2 protein-coding genes and 1 pseudogene are annotated in these 2,901 nt (G+C 72.4%); 1 reads left to right on the plus strand and 2 read right to left on the minus strand.

Features of this window, described 5'->3' with window-relative positions; all coding sequences use genetic code 11:
• Nucleotides 1-207 (minus strand): annotated as a pseudogene (locus C1I97_RS40835) (hypothetical protein); the annotation flags it as partial.
• A gap of 139 nt (nucleotides 208-346) precedes the next feature.
• Nucleotides 347-1,753, minus strand: coding sequence for a family 2B encapsulin nanocompartment shell protein (locus C1I97_RS34550; protein WP_111006926.1), 1,407 nt, complete (start codon nucleotides 1,751-1,753; stop codon nucleotides 347-349).
• Nucleotides 1,754-1,954: 201 nt separating this feature from the next.
• Here C1I97_RS34550 and C1I97_RS34555 point away from each other — a divergent pair, with 201 nt between their 5' ends.
• Entirely contained in the window at nucleotides 1,955-2,872 is a 918-nt protein-coding gene (locus tag C1I97_RS34555) for a 1-aminocyclopropane-1-carboxylate deaminase/D-cysteine desulfhydrase (protein WP_111006927.1), read from the plus strand.
• Nucleotides 2,873-2,901 lie beyond the last annotated feature (29 nt).

Here is a 2,901-nt window from a genome sequence, read left to right on the forward strand (position 1 = left end):
CTCGAGGATCAGCGCCGCGTCATGTCCGTCGGGCTCGTCCTCCGGGCCGCCCGTGCGGCCGGCGGCGGCGCGTCGCGGGGGCGGCGGATCGGCGGCGGAGCCTCCCGGCCCTCCCTGCCCCCCTTGCCGTTCCGTTTCCGCGGGCCGGGGCACGGCCGCCGGACGCCGTACCGTCCGCTCTGTCGTCCGGTGTGTCGTCTCCGTCATGAACTCTGCCATCCGATCCACATCCGATCCCCCTCGGAAGAGACCGCGGACGGTGGGGCTTCCGCAGCCGGAGCTTGGCGTGTCCCCCCGGGGTGTACCCGGCCCTGCGGGCCGGGACACCGGGAGGCGGCACGAGTCGTCAGCGCCAACGGCCGACCTCGATGTTCTCCAGGACGCCCAGCGCGTCCGGCACCAGCACCGCCGCCGAGTAGTAGGCCGTCACCAGGTACTTGATGACCGCCTGCTCGTTGATGCCCATGAACCGCACGGACAGGCTCGGCTCGATCTCGTCGGGGATGCCCTTGGCACGCAGCCCGATGACGCCCTGGTCGTCCTCGCCGGTGCGCATCGCGATGATCGAGCTGGTCCTGGCGTCGGTGACCGGGATCTTGTTGCACGGGAAGATCGGCACCCCGCGCCAGGTGGGGATGCGGTTGCCGCCCATGTCGATGGTCTCCGGGACCAGTCCCCGCTTGTTCAGCTCGCGGCCGAACGCGGCGATCGCGCGCGGATGGGCGAGGAAGAGTTTGGTGCCGCGGCGCCGGCTGAGCAGCTCGTCCATGTCGTCGGGGCTCGGCACGCCGTCGTGCGGCTGGATCCGCTGGTCGTACTCGCAGTTGTGGAGCAGGCCGAAGTCGCGGTTGTTGATCAGCTCGTGCTCCTGGCGTTCCTTCAACGCCTCGGCGGTCAGCCTCAGTTGCTGCTCCGTCTGGTTCATCGGCTGGTTGTAGAGGTCGGCCACGCGCGAGTGGATGCGCAGGACGGTCTGGGCGATGCTCAGCTCGTACTCGCGGGGGCGGGCCTCGTAGTCGACGAAGGTGTGGGGAATGTCCGGCTCCCCGTCGTGCCCGGCGGCGAGGTCGACCGCCTTCTCCCCGTACTTGTTGGCGCGCTGCTCGGGAATCGAGCGGCGTCCCTGGAGGTGGGCGCGCAGCGACTCGGCGCGGTCCGCGACCTGTTCGAAGTCGTGGCGGGACAGGACGAGGACGGTGCACGTGGTGTCCGCGCGGGCCGTGTACTCCCAGATGGCGTCCGGGTCGAGGAGCGCCTGGTCGCCGAAGTACGCGCCGTTGGCGAGGACACCGAGGACCTGGTCGCCGCCGTAGGGTCCGGTGCCGATCTTCTGGACCCTGCCGTGCGCCAGCAGGTACACCTCCTCGGCCTGGTTGCCGAACGAGGCGATCACCTGGCCGGCCCCGACCTCCCGCTGCCGGCAGCGCTGGGCGAGCTCCGAGAGCACGTCCTCGTCCTCGTACCCGCGCAGGGCCGGCAGCTCGCCGAGTTCCGCGGGGATGACCTCGACGCGGTCGCCGGTCTTCACGAAGGTGATGCGGCCGTCTCCGACGGCGTAGGTGAGCCGCCGGTTCACCCGGTACGTGCCGCCCTGCACGTCGACCCAGGGCAGCATGCGCAGCAGCCAGCGCGAGCTGATCTCCTGCATCTGGGGAACGGACTTGGTGGTGGTGGCCAGGTTCCGCGCGGCCGCGGTGCCGAGGCTCTGCTGCGGCCGGCCCTGCTCCGTGCGGACCTCTTCGCCTACCGACATAGAGAATCGTCCTCCCGCTCATGCCCGGCACGCTCGGCGCCGCGCATCGATTTGCGGGCACCAGCCTTCCATCACGTAACGTGGCCGTGCCATTACCCGAAAGAGCGGGAATGGATCACCGTCGTCCAGGGCAGAACGTGGCCTCCTCCTGGCGGGCCCCTCCCGGCGGCGGGCGGATCCTCCGCCCCGGACAATGGCCGGGTGACCAGCTCCGCCGCCCCCGATCCCGCCGTGCTCTCCCCGAGGCTCCCCTCGCCCCTGCAGGAGGTCGCCGACGACCGCTTCGCCCGGCGCGGTCTGCGGCTGCTCCTCAAGCGCGACGATCTGATCCACCCGGAGCTGACCGGCAACAAGTGGCGCAAACTCGCCCCGAACCTGAAGGCCGCGGCCGGACGGACGGTCGTGACCTTCGGTGGCGCCTGGTCCAACCACCTGCGCGCGACCGCCGCCGCGGGCCGCCTGCTCGGCCTGCGCACGGTCGGCGTGGTCCGCGGGCAGGAGCTCGCCGACCACCCCCTCAACCCCTCCCTGGCCCGGTGCGCGGCCGACGGGATGCGGCTGCACTTCGTCGACCGGACGACGTACCGCCGCAAGTCCGAGCCGGAAACGCTCGCCGCCGTACTGCGCGACATCGGGGCCGAGGAGCCGTACGTCGTCCCCGAGGGCGGCAGCAACACCCCCGCCGTGCGCGGCTGCCGGGCCCTCGGCCGGGAGCTCGGCGGCCATGCCGACGTCGTCGCCCTGGCCTGCGGCACCGGAGGCACCCTGGCCGGTCTGGCCGCGGGTCTCCCGCCCGGCCGGCGCGTCCTGGGCGTACCGGTGCTCAAGGGCGGCTTCCTGACCGCGGACGTGCAGGCCCTGCAGGAGCGGGCCTTCGGCGCCCGCCGCGGCACCTGGTCGCTCGACGAGCGCTTCCACTTCGGCGGCTACGCCCGCGTCACACCCGAACTCGACGCCTTCGCCGAGGACTTCACCAGCCGGCACGGTGTCCCCGTCGAGCGCCTCTACGTCGCCAAGCTGCTGTACGCCCTGGTCGCTCTGGCCGACGAGGGCGCCTTCGCGCGCGGGACGACGATCGCCGCGGTCGTCACGGGCAGCCCCTTCCCGGCGCAGCCCTGACCCACGCGCCCGGCCGCGTTCCCCCCTTC

Source organism: Streptomyces sp. NTH33 (genome assembly GCF_003236365.1).
GTDB lineage: Bacteria > Actinomycetota > Actinomycetes > Streptomycetales > Streptomycetaceae > Streptomyces.